Source organism: Streptomyces sp. NPDC001617 (assembly GCF_053596855.1).
In genome coordinates this window covers 95,250-111,917 of the sequence record NZ_JBSFHA010000022.1, presented here as the reverse complement: position 1 = coordinate 111,917, position 16,668 = coordinate 95,250, and the positions used below count along the sequence as shown (strand labels likewise).

At 71.2% G+C, this 16,668-nt stretch carries 11 protein-coding genes; 7 read left to right on the top strand and 4 right to left on the bottom strand.

Translation table 11 applies throughout. The features are described from left to right. Window positions 1-161: 161 nt before the first annotated feature. The 6 genes from ACWC09_RS19140 (at window position 162) to ACWC09_RS19115 (ending at window position 9,492) form a co-directional block, all read left to right on the top strand. Complete coding sequence (locus ACWC09_RS19140) at window positions 162-1,046, top strand: MurR/RpiR family transcriptional regulator (RefSeq protein WP_450851718.1); 885 nt, start codon at window positions 162-164, stop codon at window positions 1,044-1,046. 124 nt (window positions 1,047-1,170) lie between these two features. After that, on the top strand, window positions 1,171-5,391 hold the full coding sequence (locus ACWC09_RS19135) for a glycoside hydrolase family 38 N-terminal domain-containing protein (protein ID WP_450851717.1): 4,221 nt from the start codon (window positions 1,171-1,173) through the stop codon (window positions 5,389-5,391). Beyond that, window positions 5,388-6,092 (top strand): peptidyl-prolyl cis-trans isomerase, encoded by a 705-nt coding sequence (locus ACWC09_RS19130; protein WP_450851716.1) that lies wholly within the window; start codon window positions 5,388-5,390, stop codon window positions 6,090-6,092. The genes ACWC09_RS19135 and ACWC09_RS19130 overlap by 4 nt, the downstream gene beginning before the upstream one ends. Window positions 6,093-6,221: 129 nt before the next feature. Beyond that, window positions 6,222-7,595: an extracellular solute-binding protein gene (locus ACWC09_RS19125; protein WP_450851715.1), complete on the top strand. Its 1,374-nt coding sequence runs from the start codon at window positions 6,222-6,224 to the stop codon at window positions 7,593-7,595. Further along, a complete protein-coding gene (locus ACWC09_RS19120; protein ID WP_450851714.1) occupies window positions 7,595-8,617 on the top strand; it encodes a carbohydrate ABC transporter permease in 1,023 nt (340 codons plus the stop codon). Before ACWC09_RS19125 ends, ACWC09_RS19120 begins: the two co-directional genes overlap by 1 nt. Beyond that, window positions 8,614-9,492, top strand: a complete 879-nt coding sequence (locus ACWC09_RS19115) for a carbohydrate ABC transporter permease (protein WP_450851713.1) — start codon at window positions 8,614-8,616, stop codon at window positions 9,490-9,492. The genes ACWC09_RS19120 and ACWC09_RS19115 overlap by 4 nt, the downstream gene beginning before the upstream one ends. On the opposite strand, the gene ACWC09_RS19110 is transcribed toward ACWC09_RS19115, so the two are convergent. Both ACWC09_RS19110 and ACWC09_RS19105 read right to left on the bottom strand, forming a co-directional pair. Further along, window positions 9,482-11,704 carry a glycoside hydrolase family 3 N-terminal domain-containing protein gene (locus tag ACWC09_RS19110; protein ID WP_450851712.1) on the bottom strand — a complete coding sequence of 741 codons (2,223 nt, stop codon included), beginning with the start codon at window positions 11,702-11,704 and terminating at the stop codon, window positions 9,482-9,484. The two genes, ACWC09_RS19115 and ACWC09_RS19110, sit on opposite strands and share 11 nt — an antisense overlap. Further along, a complete protein-coding gene (locus ACWC09_RS19105) occupies window positions 11,701-12,756 on the bottom strand; it encodes an N-acetylglucosamine kinase (protein WP_450851711.1) in 1,056 nt (351 codons plus the stop codon). Before ACWC09_RS19105 ends, ACWC09_RS19110 begins: the two co-directional genes overlap by 4 nt. A gap of 96 nt (window positions 12,757-12,852) precedes the next feature. Between ACWC09_RS19105 and ACWC09_RS19100 the strand changes: the two genes are divergently transcribed. Next, entirely contained in the window at window positions 12,853-14,070 is a 1,218-nt protein-coding gene (locus tag ACWC09_RS19100) for a glycoside hydrolase 5 family protein (RefSeq protein WP_450851729.1), read from the top strand. A 36-nt stretch (window positions 14,071-14,106) separates the two neighbouring features. Here the strand turns inward: ACWC09_RS19100 and nagZ are convergent, their stop codons facing one another. Both nagZ and ACWC09_RS19090 read right to left on the bottom strand, forming a co-directional pair. Then, window positions 14,107-15,588 carry a beta-N-acetylhexosaminidase gene (nagZ, locus tag ACWC09_RS19095; RefSeq protein ID WP_450851728.1) on the bottom strand — a complete coding sequence of 494 codons (1,482 nt, stop codon included), beginning with the start codon at window positions 15,586-15,588 and terminating at the stop codon, window positions 14,107-14,109. Between the two features lie 101 nt (window positions 15,589-15,689). Beyond that, complete coding sequence (locus ACWC09_RS19090) at window positions 15,690-16,613, bottom strand: LysR family transcriptional regulator (protein WP_450851710.1); 924 nt, start codon at window positions 16,611-16,613, stop codon at window positions 15,690-15,692. Between the last annotated feature and the right edge of the window lie 55 nt (window positions 16,614-16,668).

The window sequence follows — 16,668 nt, the reverse complement described above, 5'->3', positions numbered from 1 at the left end:
TTGAACCACCCTATGCGACTCCACAGCTGAATCAATAAATCACATGGCTCATGCAGCGAGCAATGCGCGGGAGTCAACGTGTGACAACGCGTGAGCACCGCTCGCCTTCCTGGTCCTGGTATTCAATCCCCACCCCGAAGGGTGGCTGATACCTTCTCCTCATGCCCTCGACGGACGTCACCACACTGATCCGCACCGAGCTGCCGAGGCTGGCCGGCTCCCTGAGGAAGGTCGGCGAGCTGATCCTGGAGGATCCGGCCGCCGTCACCCACTGCTCGGCCGCCGAGCTGGGCCGTCGCACCGGGACCTCGCAGGCCACGGTGACCCGCTTCTGCCGTGCCATCGGCCTCGACTCCTACCAGCATCTGCTGATCGAACTGGCCCAGGAGCGCGGCCGCGGCGAGGCCTCCGACTGGGGCTCCGCCGAGATCGGGCCGGACATCTCACCGGACGACAGCCTGGAGCGGGTCGTCCAGGTCGTCGGCAGCGCGGACCTGAGGGCGATCCAGCAGACCATCGACCGTATCGATCTGGACGCGCTCGAAAGAGCCGCCCAGGCCCTGGCCAAGGCCCGCCGTATCGATGTGTACGGCGTCGGCGGCAGCGGCGCGGTGGCGCAGGAGACGGAGACGCGGCTGTTCCGCATCGGCTGCCAGGTGCGCGGCTGGACCGAGGTGCACGGCGCGGCCACGTCCGCGGCGCTGCTCACCCCCGCGGACGTGGTGATCGGCATCTCGCACTCGGGGGCGACCCGCGAGACCATCGAGCCGTTCGAGATGGCCAAGGAGCGGGGTGCGACGACGGTCGCGCTCACCACGGACCCTCGTTCCCCGCTCGCCCGGGCCGCCGACATCCGGCTCATCTCGGCCACATCGGAGACCAGCTTCCGCACCGGCAGCATCGGCGGCCGGCACTCGGTCCTGATGATCGTCGACTGCCTCTACGTCCGGGTCTCCCAGCTCTCCTACCAGCGCGCCAGTGCCTCGCTCGCGCTCACCGACCACATCACGCCGCAGCATGCGGTGAAGTCGCGCCGGACGAGGTGAGAGCGACCGATCGAGCACGGCCGAGGTTGCATGGATGAACCACCGAGGAAACGTGAAGATGGTTGATTGAACCATCCGGGCGATGCCAGGATGGGGTCTTCGCCGACATCCTCGTAGGAGACCCATGCGCGTCACCTCTGCCGAGTCGACCGAACTCTTCGTCGGGACCGCCGAGCGCCCGCTCCAGGTGATCGCCGCCGGGATCGAGCACACCCCGGGCCGTACGGTCCTGCTCACCGTCGAGGGCCCGGGCGTCACCGGGGACGCGGTCGCCACCACGGGCGACGACGGCACCGTGCGCGCCGAGATAGCCGTGGCGGTCGAGGGCCTCGCGCCCGGCGACCGCCGCGAGGTGACACTGACCGCCGTCGACGGGGACCTGGTCACCCGGCACACCCTCGGCTTCACGGCCGCCGAGCCCGGCTGGACCATGTTCATGGTCAGCCACTTCCACTACGACCCCGTGTGGTGGAACACCCAGGCTGCCTACACCGAGACCTGGGACGTGGCCGACGAGCCCGCCGTCACCGGCCTCCCGGCCCGCACCTTCGACTCGCGCGGCCAGTCCGGGATGAGCCTGGTCCGCGCCCACTGCGACCTGGCCCGCCGCGACCCGGCGTACACCTTCGTGCTCGCGGAGGTGGACTACCTCAAGCCGTACTGGGACGCCTTCCCGGAGGAGCGCGCCTTCCTGCGCGAGCTGATGCGCACCGGCCGCGTCGAGATCATGGGCGGCACCTACAACGAGCCGAACACCAACCTCACCGGCGCCGAGGCGACCGTACGGAACGCGCTGTACGGCGACGGGTTCCAGCGCGGGATCATGGGCGGATCGCCGGAGACGGCCTGGCAGTTGGACGCGTTCGGGCACGACCCGCAGTTCCCGGGGCTGATGGCGGACGCGGGGATCAGCTCCAGCTCGTGGGCGCGCGGCCCGTTCCATCAGTGGGGGCCGACCCTCTCCGTCTTCGGCGAGGAGCCGCGCGATCCCGGGCGCATGCAGTTTCCGGCCGAGTTCAGCTGGATCGCCCCGTCCGGTCGCGGGCTCCTGACCGCCTACATGGTCAACCACTACGGCGCGGGCTGGGCGATCGACAACGCCCCCACCCTCCCCGAGGCGGAGGCCGCCGCCCTCAAGCTGTTCCGGGGCCTGAAGAAGGTCGCCCTCACCCGCAACGTCCTGCTCCCGGTCGGCGGCGACTACGCGCCCCCGTGCCGCTGGGTGATGGCGATCCACCGCGACTGGAACGAGCGTTACGTCTGGCCTCGCTTCATCAGCGGCACCCCGCGCGACTTCTTCGCCGCCGTCCGCGCCCAGCTCGACGCCGAGGGCCGCAAGGCCTCCCCGCAGACACGGGACATGAACCCGGTCTACACCGGTAAGGACGTCTCCTACATCGACACCAAGCAGGCCCAGCGGTACGGCGAGACACTCCTCGCCGACGCGGAGGCCTGGGCGACCCTCGCCTCCCTGGTTACCGGGCACCCGTATCCGGACGCGGCGCTGGACAAGGCCTGGCGTCAGCTGATCTACGGCGCCCACCACGACGCCATCACCGGCTCGGAGTCGGACCAGGTCTACATCGATCTGATGACCGGCTGGCGCGAGCTGTACGACCTGGCCGAGACCGTGCACACCGACGCGACCCAGGCGCTCGCCGACCGGGTGACGCCGGGGGACGGTCCCGACCTGGTCGTCTTCAACTCCGCGACCTGGCAGCGACGGGACGTCCTGACGGTGGACGACCCGGGCCTCGTACCGGTCGGCCTCCCCGCCGTCCGCGAGGACGGCCGACTCCATGTCGTCGTACCGGAGTTGCCCGGCATGGGCCTCAAGGCCCTCCCCCTCACCGAGGGTTCGGCCCCCGAATGGGCACCCGGCGGGGGCACGACCATCCGCAACGAGTTCTACGAGGTGACGGTCGACCCGGCCCGCGGCGGCGCCGTCAGCGGCCTGCGCGCGGTCGGTGAGGGCGGCCGGGAGCTGCTGCGCCCCGGCGACATCGGCAACGAGTTGGTCGTACAGGAGGAGTACCCGCGCCACCCACGCTTCGGCGAGGGTCCCTGGCACCTCACACCGACCGGCACGACGGTGGCCCGCAGCGGAGACGTGACGGCTTCGGTGGAAGTGTCACACTCTCCGGCGGGGTCCCGGATCACCGTCCGCGCCGACCTCGGTGTCTTCGCCTACACCCAGCGGCTGACCCTCTGGCAGGGCGTCGACCGCCTCGACGTCACCACCACCATCGACGGCTACGACGGCGCCGACCGGCTGATCCGGGTCCGCTGGCCCTCCGACGTACAGGGCGGACTGCCGGTGCACGAGGTGGCGGACGCGGTGATCGGGCGCGGGTTCGGGTTCGTGGACGTGGACAGCGAGCAGTTTCCGTGGACGCTGGACAACCCGGCCAACACCTGGTTCGGGCTGGGGTCCACGGCACGGGTCGAACTACGGTACGACACAGGGGAGTTGATAGGCCGGCGATCGATCGGGGTCGCCGAACTCGTGTACGCCTCCTGGAGCGAGGCCGGCGAGCTGGGCACCCCGCTCGCCGCAGCCCTCGTCCGCGCCGGAGTCACCGCCACCTCCACCATCGCCGGCGGTCCGCGCTACGGCGACCTGGAGGTCGACTCTAATCTCCCCGACATCCGGATCGCCGTCGGCGGCCCGGACCGCAACTCCCTCGTCCGCGAGGCGCTGGGCTGGGATCCGGCCGCAGGGCGCGAACTCCAGCGCCAGCTGGCCGAGGGCGGTGTGGCGGCCGTGTGGGTCGCGCCGCGTGCCTCGCTGCGCGAGGAGTGGGTGCCCGGGGCCGACCTGCGCGACCTGGAGCGGCTGCCGCTGCTGGTGATCGCCGGCGCGGACGCCGAGGGCGACGCGAAGGCGGTGGACGCGCTGATCGCCGACCTGGACGACGCTGTCGTACGGGCCACGGCCGCGGGGGGAGGCGAGGCGCTCCCGCCCGGCGACGCCTGGGACGGACGGAGCTTCGCCGTCCTCAACCGGGGCACTCCCGGCTGCGTGGTCACCTCCTCCGGCGACCTCTACATGTCGTTGATGCGCTCCTGCACCGGCTGGCCCTCCGGCGTCTGGGTCGACCCGCCCCGCCGTACGGCCCCCGACGGCTCGGCGTTCCAGCTCCAACGCTGGTCCCACACCTTCGAGTACGCGGTCGTCGCGGGCGAGGGCGACTGGCGCGAACGCCAACTCCCCCGTGTCGGGCATGAGTTCAACCATCCGCTCACCGCCCGCATACGAACTCACACGGAATTCGCCTCCCTCCCAAGGGAGTTGACCTTGCTCACCGTGGAACCGGCGGGTGAGGTCCTGCTCGACGCGCTCAAGCCCGCCGGGTCTCCGCTCGCGCGCGGAAGCGTGGCGCCGACCGATCCGGGGCGCGGGGTCGTCGTACGCGTACACGAGGTGAACGGGCGTCCGGTGCGGGCCCGCGTCCGCGGACCGAAGGAGTGGGTGCGCGGCGCCCGGGCGGACGTCCTGGAGACGCCCGGCGAGTCCCTGGCACCCGACGGCCAGGGAGCGCTCGGCATCGGCCTGACCGGCTTCGAGGTCGCGACCCTCCTCGCCACCCCACCCGAGGGGCCCAGGCCGCCGTACGCCCCCGGAGTAGCCGCCCACGAGCCCGCACAACCCGTCCCCACCCGCTACTGGCTGCACAACTCCGGCCCGGCACCGCGCGGCAACATGCCGGTGACCGCCTACGTCTCCCCGACCGTGCTCACCGCCTCCGAAGGCCCGGTCACCGCGACGGTCCGGATCGCCTCGGAGCTGACCGACGCGCCCGTCTCCGGCACCGTCACCATCGGCGTCCCGCCCGGCTGGCGGGCCGAGCCGAGCGAGGTGCCGTACGCGCTCGCCCCCGGCGGCTTCACCCTCTGCGAGGTCACGGTGACACCGCCCGAGGATGCCCCACCCGGTCGGCACTGGCTGACCGCGCGTCTGACCTACGAGGGGCAGACGTACGAGGATGTCGTGGCGCTCGACGTTCCGGGCGAGCGCCACGCGGCACCAACTCTCCTCGCGAATATGGGAGTTGAACAGATCGGCGTGCGCAGGGGCGAGCGGACCCGCGTCCCTGTACGACTGCACAACGGCACCCTCGGCCCGGTCAACGGCACCCTGTGGACCGTCTCCTCCTGGCACACCTGGGGAGGAGTCGACCCGGGCTGCCAGGGCTTCACCGTGCCCCCGGGCGAGCACCTGGACGTCTTCGTCGACATCGACGGCAGCGCGATCGAGCCCGGCTCGTACTGGCTCATGGCAAAGATCGCCTGGCACGGCCGGGTCGCCTACACGGAGGCGATCGTGCTGGAGGTGACCCCATGACGGACCACGCTGCGGTGCTGAGGGGCGAGCCCCTGCCCAAGGAAAGGGTGGATGCTTTCTTGAGCAGGGTCCCCGTAGCGCCCCTCAGGGGCGCGGGGCCGTATTCGATCAGCGGCTACCGCCGCGCGGGCGCGACCAGCCACGAAGGCGCCGCGCCCGCCGACGGACACGACGAGGCACTGTCGGCCCGCGCAGAGCGCCAACGCCGCCGCTGGGCCACGCAAGTGGTCGTCGCCGACGAACTGGCCCGCCGAGCCTGCGAAGAACGGGGCCTGGCACCACCGCAGGAGGTATCCCCGACCCGGGTCCTGGAAGTCGCCGGCACCGACGTCGCCGACCTCGGCAGCATCATCGCCGCAACCCTCGCCCACTCCCCCGCAGCCCGCCTCCTCCTGACCGAGTTGGAGAAGCAGCAGGAGGTCCCCGAGGCGGCCGTACAGGACTACTACGACCGCAACCGGGACCGCTTCCTCACCCCGGACGCACTACGGCGCGGAGTGGACCCCTTCGGCCGGGCGGCCCCGGGCGACTTCCTGCCGTACGGGCAGGTCCGCGACGGCGTCGAGCACGACCTGCGCCGCGCCGCGGGCCACCGCGCCTTCTTCGACTGGTTCGACCAGGCACGAGCCGGAGTGGTGTACGCGGCGGGGCACGAGCACCCCGGCGACCCCGCCCACCCGGACCACGAACACCGCCACTGACAACGGGCGGAACCTAAAAGCAACACGGCAACCCATTGACCTCCGATGAATTCTGGTCCACCTTTTCATCAATCGGAGTCGAAGTTGGTTGATTGAACCAGCCACTCGGCTGGTCCCAGGAGGGTGGACATGCGCGCTGGAAGACTGACCGCATCCGTGGCGGGAATCATCGCCCTGACGCTCACGGCGGCCGGCTGCGGCCTGTCCGGTGGTTCCTCCGGCGGTGACTCCACCGCCGGAGGCTGCAAGGTGGACAAGGGCAACGTCGGCTCCGGCAAGTTGACGGGTGACGTCAAGGGACAGATCACCTTCCAGACGACGAACCTGAAGAAAGACTTCGGGGACTTCTTCAACGGCGTGATCAAGTCCTTCGAGAAGGCCCACCCCGGCGCCAAGGTCAAGTGGATCGACGATCCCGGCGACAACACCTTCACGCAGCGGACGGTGGCCGATGCCCAGGCCTGTACGTTGCCGGACGTCATCAACATCAACGCCCCGACCGCGACCGCCCTGACCAAGGCCGGCTACCTGCTCGACCTGAGCGTGAAGGACCCGGACGTCGCCAAGCCCTTCGTCCCGGCGTTCTGGAAGACCAGCACCTACCCGGACGCCTCCGGCAAGGCGATCCACACCACGCTGCCCTGGTACACCGGCGGTGTCCTGCTGACGTACAACCAGGACCTGCTGACCAAGGCCGGCATCGACCCGGCGAAGCCCCCGACGACGATCTTCGGGCTGTTCGCCGACTACGAGAAGGTCGCCAAGGCGGCCAAGGGCAAGTACTACGCGACGATGGCCAACCCGATCTGGCGCATCCCGGCCGACTTCGACCAGATGAACATCAAGACCCTCTCCGCCGACGGCAAGTCGGCCGTGTTCGCCGACGATCCGAGGACCACGCAGTGGGTGGCCTGGATGGCGAAGCTGTACAAGGAGGGCGCGATGCCGAAGGACTCGCTGTCCTCCAGCAACGACCCGTCCACCCTGTACAGCCAGGGCAAGGTCGCCTACGGCTCGACGAACCCGAGCTTCGTGCGGTTCGTGAAGCAGAACAGCCCGTCGATCTACGCCAAGACGGACGTGGGCCAGCAGCCCTACGACGCGCTCGGCCGCGCCTCCGCCGGCGCCCCGCAGTACATCTCGGTCGCCGCGACCAGCAAGCACGCGCCGGTGGCGCTGTCATTCGCCGAGTACCTCACCAACGCCGAGAACCAGACGGCCTGGTGCAAGGACCCGAACGTGGTCATCTTCCCGACGACCACCGCCTCCCTCGACGACCCGTTCTTCCAGAACGTGACCGGCAGCGACCCCTTCTCGCAGGCCCGCAAGCTCGTCGCCGACCAGCTGAAGACGGCCGACACCAACCAGACGAACCTCTCCCCGGCCGTGCAGAACGCGATCGTGGGACAGGTGCAGCTGGCGATGCAGGGCAAGAAGAGCGCCGCGCAGGCCGTCAAGGACGCGCAGACGAAGGCCAACGAGCTGCTGAAGCAGGCGGGTTGATGGTGGCGACGGAAACCGCGAAGCCGGTGTCCGTGCCCGGGACGGAGCGCACTGCCTCCGCCCCGGGCACGGCCCCGTCCCGTCTGCGCCGTTTCGGCCGGGCCGTGCTGCCCGGCCCCGCCGCCGGTGCCAACGGAGCGGCCCTGTACCGCCGTTGGTGGCTGCCCTGGCTGTGGACCCTGCCCGCGATCGTGTGCGCGGTGGTGTTCGGCGTCTTCCCGTTCCTCAACACGGTCCTGCTGTCGTTCACGAACGCCAAGCCGCTGGGTGGCGTGGCGAGCTTCGTCGGGCTGGACAACTACACCCGGATGCTGGGTGATTCGGACTTCTGGCTGGCAACACGCAACAGCATCCTCTACGCCGTCATCGTCGTACCCCTGATGGTCCTGCTGCCCCTCATGCTCGCCGTCCTGGTGGAGAAGAACCTCCCCGGCATCGGCTTCTTCCGCTCCGCCTTCTACACCCCGGTCCTCGCCTCCAGCGTGGTCGTGGGTCTGAGCTGGCAGTGGCTGCTGGCGGACGACGGACTGGTCAACACCTGGCTGCAGAAAGCCCACTTGATCAAGTCGGCCATCCCCTTCCTCTCCGACTCCTGGCTGATCCTCCTGTCGGCGATGGGCCTGACGCTGTGGAAGGGCCTCGGCTGGTACATGATCTTCTACCTGGCCGCCCTCGGGAACGTCCCCAAGGAGCTCCACGAGGCAGCCCAGATGGACGGCGCCGGCGCGGTCCGCCGCTTCTGGCACATCACCATGCCGGGCGTTCGGCAGGCCATGATGCTGGTCGGCACGCTCACCGGCATCGGCTCGCTCAGGGTCTTCACCGAGATCTACATGCTGGGCAGTTCGACGGGCGGCCCCGGCGGCGCCGACCGCACGCTGCCCTTCTACATCCGCGACGTCGGCCTGGACCCGATCACCGGCAACGCCGGCTACGGCTCGGCGGTCAGCGTCGCCCTGTTCGTACTCACCCTCGGCCTGACCCTGCTGGCGCAGCGCCTGACGAAGGAGGACGAGGCATGACGACCGCCGTCGAGAAGCCCCGGCGCCTGATGCCGCGCTGGCGGGACTACGGCCGCCCGCGCGAACTGGTCGTCCGCTACCTGCTGCTGCTCTTCGTGCTCGGCATCACGGTCGGCCCGCTGGTCTGGCAGCTCCTGGCGTCCCTGAAGGGCGTCGGCGAGGACGTGTTCGGCCAGAACGCCTCCCTCCTGCCCCACCACCCCACGCTCCGCGCCTACCGCCAGGTCTTCGACCAGGTCCCGGTGGCCACGTACATCCGCAACAGCGTGATCGTGGTCGTCCTCTCCATAGCCAGCCAGCTCCTGTTCTCCACCACGGCCGGCTACATGCTCTCCAAGCCCGGCTGGAAGGGTCGCAAGGCGGTCTGGGTGGTGCTGGTCGCCTCGATGATGTTCCCCTTCGAGTCGATCATGGTCTCGCTGTTCCTCAGCATCCGCGACCTGGGCCTGGTCGACAACCTGGTCGGCGTCTGGCTGCCCGGCTTCGTCGGTGCCATCAACGTCCTGCTGATGCGCGGCGCGTTCCTCGCGGTTCCGCGCGAGATCGAGGACTCGGCGATGCTGGACGGGGCGAGCGAGTGGCAGCGCTTCCGCTACCTCTACCTCCCCTCCGCCTGGGGCGCGATCATGGTGGTCACGATCAACACCTTCATCAGCGCCTGGGACGACTTCCTCTGGCCGCTGATCGTGCTGCGCTCCGAGAGCCACATGACGCTGACGCTGGGCCTGTCGCGGCTGCAGAGCTCGTCGTTCGGCTACGACCAGCGGGTGGTCATGGCGGGCTCCGTCATCTCGGTCATCCCGGTGCTGGTGCTGTTCGTGATCACACAGCGGTGGTTCTACCGGGGCGTCTCGGCGGGAGCCGTCAAACTCTGAGGTCCAGTACGGCGGGTACGGCGTCGAGCGCGGCCCGCGCGGACCCGGCGACCCTGATCTCCACGGTTCTGGCCCCGGCGAGTCGGTCCCTGTCGAGCGGCAAGGTGACCGAACGGCACTCGCCGGGCGCCAGGTCGACACCCTCGAACGCACACAGTTCGAGGGTGCGCGGCCAGGTGGGGGTGATCAGTCGCCGCAGATACACCTGTACGACCGAACGCCCGTGCCGGTCACCGGTGTTGGTGACGTCGACGGTGACGCCACGGCCCTCCGTCTTCGGCGCCCCGTACGCGAAGCTCGTGTACGACAGCCCGTGGCCGAAGGCGAAGTGGGGCTCGGCGCTCTCATCGACGTAGCCGCGGTACTCGGTGTCCTTGTGGTTGTAGTAGACGGGGAGTTGGGCGGCGGAACGCGGGACGGAGACCGGGAGCCGGCCGACGGGCTCGACATGCCCGAGCAGCACCTCGGCGATCGCCTCACCGCCCCACGGGCCCGGGTACCAGGCGGTGAGCAGGGCGGCGACCCCCGTGTCCGGGACGATGTGCGGGCGGCCCTGGATGAGCACGACGACCGTCGGCGTGCCGGTCGCGACGACCGCGTCCAGCAGGGCGTACTGGGCCTTCCCGAGCCGCAGCCCGGCCAGATCGACACCCTCGCCGCAGGTCATCTCGGAGACGACGGCGCGTGCGGCTCCGTTGGCGTCGAAGGCGGTGTCGGGGGTACGTGCGCTGCTGCCGCCCAGCACGAGGACGGCCAGGTCGGAGGCGGCGGCCGCGGCGACGGCCGCCGGGATGCCGGAGAGGTCGTCGCCGGTGAGGGCGCAGCCGAGGGCGTGGCGGATGTCGATGCCGGGTGGGGCGAGCCGACGGAGCCCGTCGAGAACGGTGGTACCGGTGCCGGTGGACAGGGGCGCCGTGTAGTCGCCCAACTGGTGGGCGGAGGTGGCGGATTGGGGTCCGAGCACGGCGATACGCGAGACACTCGCCGTTCTGACCGGCAGAACTCCCTCCTCATTGCTGAGGAGAGTGACGGAGGCGCGGGCGAGGTCGGTGCTGAGCTCCCGGCCGCGCTCCGGTGAAGGCAACGCGGTTGTGCCATAAGGACGTTCGAAGAGGCCCAGGCGGAACTTCAGCCGCAGGACGCGGGCGACGGCGGCATCGAGGACGGCCTCCTCCACCAGCCCCTGCCCCACGGCCTCCTCCAGATGGGTGAAGCCCTCGTCCCAAAGGCTCAGGTCGACACCGGAGTTGAGGGCGAGGGCGCCGGCGGAGACCTTGTCGCCGGTGATGCGCGCGAGGCGGTCCACGGCGAGGCCGTCCGCCATGACGAGCCCCTGGAATCCCCAACCGTCCCTGAGGAGTTCGGTGAGGAGGGCACGGCTGCCGGAGCAGGGCATGCCGTCGACCTCGTTGTAGGCGGACATGACGGCGGCGGCTCCGGCGCGGATGCCGGCGCGGGCGGCGGGGAGATGGATCTCGTGCAGCTCGCGGAGGCCGAGCTCGGACTCGGCGGAGTTGCGGCCGCCGACGGTGGCGCCCTGACCGGCGAAGTGCTTGAGGACGACCGGGGACTTGTCGGCGGCGAAGTACTCGCCCGGGTCACCCTGCATACCGTGCACGAGGGCTTCGGTGAGACGGCCGGCGAGGTAAGGATCTTCCCCGAAGCACTCCTCGGTGCGGCCCCAGCGGGGGTCGCGGACGATGTCGAGGGCCGAGACGAGGGCCATGTGGCCGCCACGGGCGCGGAGTTCGGCGGCGGCGTGGGCCGCGGCGCGCTCGTACAACTCGGGGTTCCAGGTGGCGCCGACGGCGAGGTTGACGGGGAGGACGGTGCCGTCGAGGGCCATGTGGCCGTGCGGGACCTCCTCGACGAAGAGGGCGGGGATGCCGAGGCGGCTGCGCTGCACGACATGCCGCTGCACCAACTCCGCGAGTTCTGCGCTGTCTTCGGCGCCGGGCCCGTTGCCGTGATCGACACCGGACCAGGCGTCGGCACGCATCAGGCCGTAGAGGGCGCCGAGCCCCTCGAAGCGGTCGGTCTCGGCGTAGAGGGCGTCGGTGAGCTCGTAACGTCCGTCGGGGGTGCGCCGGTAGGCGTCCCAGCCGTACATGCGCTGGTTGAGCTGACCGACCTTCTCTCGGAGGGTCATACGGGAGAGGAGGTCCTGGACGCGGGCGTCGACGGGGGCCGCGGGGTCGCGGTAGGTGTTCATCTGTCGTGTCCGTACGCGAGTCGAGCGAGGGCTACGGCACCTCGGCAGCCGTCGGACACCCAGTCCAGGGTGAGACCGAGGGCATGGAGGCGGGCGGTGAGCGGTGCGGTGAGAGGGCCGTCGGGGCCGAGAAGACCGCCGGTGGCGACGACGCGTTCTCCGGACTGCGGCTCCAACGCTCGTACGGTGGCCGCCAGTTGGTCGACAGCCCGCGCAAGGATCGCCTCCGCCAGGACATCCTTCCCCCGCGCCGCCTCCGCCACCAGCGGGGCCAGCCGAGCGAGCCACGTCGGACGCTCGGCCATGACGACGGGGAGCAGGTGCATGCGGTAGGCCTCGCGGTCGGAACGGGACCAGTCGCCGGAGCCGGCCTCCGAACGTCCGGCACCGGCACCCGGCAGCACCTCCCCCGGCAACCCCAGCTCCCGCCCGACCATCTCCGCCAGTACCGTCGCCCCACCCCTCCCGTCGGCCATCCGCAGCGCGACCCGTACCGCCTCACGGCCGATCCAGAAGCCGCTGCCGTCGTCGCCGAGGAGCCAGCCGTCGCCGTCGACCGTGGCCGTGCAGCGGCGGTCGGTGATGCGCATCGCGACCGCGCCCGTGCCGGCGACCAGGGCGAGGCCGTCGGCGGGGGCGCCGGGGGCGGAGGCGAAGGCGGCCTCGATGTCGCTGCTGAGGGTGACGGCATCGGTGGTGATGCCCACCTGGCGGAGGGCGGCCGTGAGGGCGGTCAGGGCGTTCAGCCGCCCGGGGTCGTCCTCGTCGGCCCCCGTGGCCCCCGCGAACCCCCCGGCCACCGCGACGACCCTCCCCCGCTCGGCCTCCGGCACCGCGCGGGCGACGGCGTCGGCGAGATGCTCGGTGAGCTGGGGCAACGGCACGGTGAGCGCGTTAGCGGGCCCGCCGGCCCCTTCACCGACCACACGACCGTCCGCCGCGGCGGCGAGCACGGCACGGGTCCGGGTGCCACCGGCATCGAGCCCGACGACCAGCGCCGACCCCGCCCCCGACGCCACTCCCCCGAAAGCTTGGTTCAAATCGCTATTCATTACCGACCATGGTGGTTGATACATTCAGCGAGGACAAGCCCCGTCCCGAGGACACGCCCCGCCCGCGGGGACTGACCCCGACCCGAGGAGGATCCCATCCCTACGCTCCGCTTCGGCGTCAACTACACGCCGCGCCGCGGCTGGTTCCACTCCTGGCACGACTTCGACCCGGAACAGGCCCGCGAGGATCTGACCCGGATAGCGGGCCTCGGCCTCGACCACATCCGCGTCTTCCACCTCTGGCCGCTGCTCCAGCCCAACCGCACCCTCATCCGCACCACCGCCGTCGACCAGCTCGTCCGGCTCGTCGACATCGCCGCCGAGCTCGGGCTCGACGTCATGGTGGACGGTGTCCAGGGCCATCTGTCCAGCTTCGACTTCTATCCGGAGTGGACCCGCAGCTGGCACCACCGCAACGTCTTCACCGACCCGGAGGCCATCGAGGCCCAGGCGGCCCTCCTCCGCACCCTCGGTCACGCCCTCGCCGACCGCCCCAACCTCATCGGCCTCCAGCTCGGCAACGAGCTCAACAACCTGGTCGAGCACAACCCGGTGACGGTGGAGGAGGTCGACCACTACCTCGACACGCTGTTGGCGGCGGCCGGAGAAGGCCTGCGCGAGGGCCAGTTGGCCACGCACTCCGCGTACGACGCGGCCTGGTACGGCGACGACCACCCGTTCACCCCCGAGGCCTCGGCCCGCAAGGGCGATGTGACGACCGTCCACCCCTGGGTCTTCTCCGCCGACTGCGCTCGCCGCTACGGCCCCCGCTCCCCCGAGGTGCTGCACCTCGCCGAGTACGGCACGGAGCTCGCCACGGCCTACGCCGAGGACCCGTTCCGCCCGGTCTGGGTCCAGGAGACGGGCGCCCCCGAGCCCCACATCCCCGCACCGGACGCCCCCCACTTCGCCCGCGCCACCCTCCTCAACGCGGCCGAGTGCACAGCCCTTTGGGGCGTGACCTGGTGGTGCTCCCACGACGTGGACCGCTCACTGGCCGACTACCCCGAACTGGAGTACACCCTCGGCCTCTTCGACTCCACCGGCCGACCGAAACCGATCGCCGACGCCCTGGCGGAGACGATCACGGAGCTGCGGGCCGAGCCCGCCTCCCCCCAACCCCGTTCCATCGCCCTGGTGTTGGACTGCACCCCGGCGACCCGTTCCCTCTCCGGCCCCGGCGGTGAGTACTTCGAGGAGTGGATGCGCCTGCGCCAAGAGGGCGTGCGACCGGCCGTGGTACTGGCGGAGCGGGCGGAGGACGAGAGCTACCTGTCGGCAAGGGGCATCAATGAGCTCATCCGAACGCCGTGAACTCACGCGCCCCTTTTGTCGGGGGCGCGGGGCGTCTCACCACGACCTGCCGGCCAGAACCTCCGCCACCGCCCGCAAATTGACCTTCCCCCGGCCGTAGGAACACAGGTCCCCACCCTCCGGCAGCCCGGTGTCCACCCGCACCGCATCCGGCCGCCCGGCCACCAGCGCATCCCGCAACCGCGCCTGCCAGGGATGAATCCCCGCATCGCAAGTCGCCACAACCAGCGGCGACTTGGCAGCGACCCGCAGAATGCCGTCGGCGAGGGCGGCAGGATCGGCCGGCTCCCCGCTCACCGCCGTACCGGACACCGCCGGATCGACGAGCCGCAGCTCCGTCAGCAGATCCTCGCCACCCCAGTTGAGCGCCGGGTGCGGGGGCGGAAACAGGTCGACGACATGAGCACCCCGCACGGCGTCCGGCAGCCCCCCGCTACGCACCGCCCGCCGGGCCGCCTCGAGCCCGGCCCCGGCATCCCACGCGGCGACCGGCCCGACGGTCGGGTTCGCGTACCGCTCGGCAAGCCGCCGTACCCGCCCCGCCGCCTCCCAGACCCGCTCCTCGGCCAGCCGCCCGGAGTGCAGCGCTTCGAGCACCTCGTCCCGGCAGCCCAGCGTGACCTCCAGATCCGGTACGGCGACGATGACCTGGTCCGCGCCCGCGGCGAGCGCGATGCGGGCGCCGGCCGCCTCGCCGTAGCGATCGGCGATCGCCTTCATCTCCAGGGCGTCACTGACCAGGACACCTTCGAAACCGAGGTCCAGACGGAGGATGTCACCCAGGATGCGACGACTGAGGGTGGCGGGGCGGTTGGTGTCGAGCGCCGGGTAGACGACATGCGCGCTCATCAGCATCGGCACCCCCGCGGCGACGGCCGCGCGGAACGGTTCGAGATCGGTGCGCAGCTGTTCGTACGGGCGCGGGTCGACCGCCATGTCGTGGTGGCTGTCGCTCTGGGTGCCGCCGTGGCCGGGGAAGTGCTTGGCGCAGGAGGCGATGCCGCGCGCTTCGGTGGCGGTGATCCAGGCGCGCAGATGGCGGGCGGCGAGGTCGGGGTCGGCACCGAAGGAGCGGGTGCGCACGATCGGGTTGTCCGGCCGGTGCTGGAGGTCGGCGACCGGCGCGTAGGAGGTGGTGATGCCGAGGGTGGCGAGGTGGCCGGCGAGGGCGTCGGCACAGCGTGCGGTCAGGTTCGGGTCGTCGGCGACGCCGAGGGCGTAGGAGCCGGGCACCTCGGGGGCGTCGGCGGCGACCAGGTGGCCGATGCCGCCGCCCTCGTTGTCGATCGCCACCAGCAGATCGGGGCGTATCGCCCGCAGCGCGTCGGTGAGTTCGCGGACCTGTTCCGCGTCGCGCACGTTGCGGGTGAACAGGATGACGCCGCCGAGCCCTCGGTCGATGAGCCGCTTGAGGGTGTCGGGGAAGGCCGTGGTGCCCTCGAAACCGGCGACGAGACAGCGGTGTACCGCCTCGTCCAGGTCGGAGGAGGCTGGGGAAGGGCCCTGGCTCACGGCCATGCTCTCGAAGGTCACCTCTAGGATTCTTCTGACTCAATAAGCCGGAAGTCAACCCTTATCTGGATGATTGATTCACGACACCGCAGAACCCTCCCCGCCCGTCACGGCAGGTCGGCGGCGCCCAGCGCCGCGCTCCTCAGGGCCTCCGCGATCCGGAGGACCGGCTCGCTCGGCGGCTGTGGCAACCGGGCCAGCAGCAGTCGGCGCTGCTCCTGGGGGCCGCCCCGGACCGGCAGCAGGCGTACGCCCTCCGGCACGGCGGGGAACAGGGCCGACGGCACGGTGGTCAGTCCGCAGCCCGCGGCGACCAGGCGGAGCTTGGCCAGCCAGTCGCGGGCGGTGTGGGCGATCTCGGGCCGCTCGTCGAGGCCGGGCCACACCCCCATCAGCTGGTCGGGGCCCGACGCCGGAGCGGCGATCCACCGCTGTCCGCGCAGGTCGGCCACGTCGGCATAGTCGCCGCGGGCGAGGGGGTGCGCGGCGGGGACGGCGATGCGCAGGCCGCGCTCGGTGAGCGTCTCCAGGGACAGCGCCGGGGACTCCGCGTCCGGCGGGCGGAAGGGCGGGGCGGCGGCGAGCAGGGCCAGGTCGAGGCTGCCGGCGCGCAGGGCGCGGGCCAGCGCCGGGGTGCTGCCCTCGCGGGTCTCGACGGCGAGCGCGGGGTCGGTGCGCCGCAGCGCGGTGAGCGCGCGGGGCACGATCACGGCACCGGCGCTCGGAAACCACCCCACCCGCACCACGCCGGCCTGGGCGGGCAGCCCGGCCAGCTCACGTGCCGTCCCCTCGATCTGGTCCAGCACGACACCGGCCCGCCGCAGCACCACCCGCCCGGCCGCCGTCAGCCGCACTCCGTCCCGCCGCCGCTCCAGCAGCCGCGTACCGGCCGCCCGCTCGACGGAGGCGATCTGCCGCGACACGGCGGACTGGGTGTAGCCCAGGGACGCGGCGGCCGCGGTGAAGGTCCCCTGCTCGGCCACGGTCCGGAAGACGCGCAGCGCGGTCATGGAGACGTCGGTGAAGTCCATGACGTATACGCATACCAGGGGTGCGTGACTTTCGTTGGACTCATGCATGGCGGCT

What these genes read in the sequence shown, in the direction of transcription:
- ACWC09_RS19120 (WP_450851714.1), top strand. Translation starts at nt 7,595, where the DNA reads ATGGTGGCGACGGAAACCGCGAAGCCGGTGTCCGTGCCCGGGACGGAG.
- ACWC09_RS19110 (WP_450851712.1), bottom strand. Translation starts at nt 11,704, where the DNA reads ATGAACACCTACCGCGACCCCGCGGCCCCCGTCGACGCCCGCGTCCAG.
- ACWC09_RS19135 (WP_450851717.1), top strand. Translation starts at nt 1,171, where the DNA reads ATGCGCGTCACCTCTGCCGAGTCGACCGAACTCTTCGTCGGGACCGCC.
- ACWC09_RS19090 (WP_450851710.1), bottom strand. Translation starts at nt 16,613, where the DNA reads ATGGACTTCACCGACGTCTCCATGACCGCGCTGCGCGTCTTCCGGACC.
- ACWC09_RS19105 (WP_450851711.1), bottom strand. Translation starts at nt 12,756, where the DNA reads ATGAATAGCGATTTGAACCAAGCTTTCGGGGGAGTGGCGTCGGGGGCG.
- ACWC09_RS19140 (WP_450851718.1), top strand. Translation starts at nt 162, where the DNA reads ATGCCCTCGACGGACGTCACCACACTGATCCGCACCGAGCTGCCGAGG.
- ACWC09_RS19125 (WP_450851715.1), top strand. Translation starts at nt 6,222, where the DNA reads ATGCGCGCTGGAAGACTGACCGCATCCGTGGCGGGAATCATCGCCCTG.
- nagZ (WP_450851728.1), bottom strand. Translation starts at nt 15,588, where the DNA reads ATGGCCGTGAGCCAGGGCCCTTCCCCAGCCTCCTCCGACCTGGACGAG.
- ACWC09_RS19115 (WP_450851713.1), top strand. Translation starts at nt 8,614, where the DNA reads ATGACGACCGCCGTCGAGAAGCCCCGGCGCCTGATGCCGCGCTGGCGG.
- ACWC09_RS19130 (WP_450851716.1), top strand. Translation starts at nt 5,388, where the DNA reads ATGACGGACCACGCTGCGGTGCTGAGGGGCGAGCCCCTGCCCAAGGAA.